The organism is Klebsiella sp. HN106 (genome assembly GCF_051209435.1).
GTDB classification, from domain to species: domain Bacteria; phylum Pseudomonadota; class Gammaproteobacteria; order Enterobacterales; family Enterobacteriaceae; genus Klebsiella; species Klebsiella oxytoca.
The window spans coordinates 1-682 of the sequence record NZ_JBLURD010000085.1; the positions used below are offsets into that span (position 1 = coordinate 1).

Consider the following 682-nt stretch of genomic DNA (forward strand, 5'->3'; position numbering starts at 1 on the left):
TGGGCGCTGAAAAGCCGGCATCGCGTGGTGCCGCAGTCGGTGTTCACCCGGGACTATAACTACCGCAACGCGCCGGCGGAGATGAGCCTCAGCATCGATGTCAGCCGGGGCGACAGCACCACTTATGGCGAGGCGTACCACTGGGGGGATAACTACCTGATGCCGGGCGACAGCCATCCGCGCGACCCGGCGCCGGAGAGCGGGGCGTTTTATGCCCGCCTGCGTCACGAGCGCTACCTGAACGACCAGACCCGGCTGAGCGGAAAGAGCAGCTGCGCGACGCTCGCCCCCGGTCAGGAACTGAAGGTGAGCGGCGGCGAAGAGGTCACCGGCACCTTCCGTGAGGGGGTGGTGATAACCCACATCCACAGCCGCGCCCGGCGCGACCGCAGTTTTGAGGTGGCCTTCCACGCCATCCCGTATTCGGAAGATTACGGCTTCCGCCCGGCCAGTATCGCCAGGCCGGTGATGGCCGGGACGCTGCCGGCGCGGGTCACCAGCACGAAAAGCAGTGATATCTACGGCCATATCGACCGCGACGGGCGTTACAGGGTCAGCCTGCTGTTCGACCGCGACCACTGGCAGCCGGGAGAAGAGAGCCTGTGGGTACGCCAGGCGCGCCCGTATGCCGGTGACACGTACGGCCTGCATCTGCCGCTGCTGGCGGGCACCGAGGTGGCCA

The 682-nt window shown here is 67.0% G+C and carries 1 protein-coding gene; it reads left to right on the forward strand.

Annotated elements, in window-relative coordinates:
* Positions 1 to 682 (forward strand): type VI secretion system tip protein VgrG (vgrG, locus tag ACSIPU_RS30435; protein ID WP_435322475.1); only part of this gene is annotated, 682 nt, incomplete at both ends.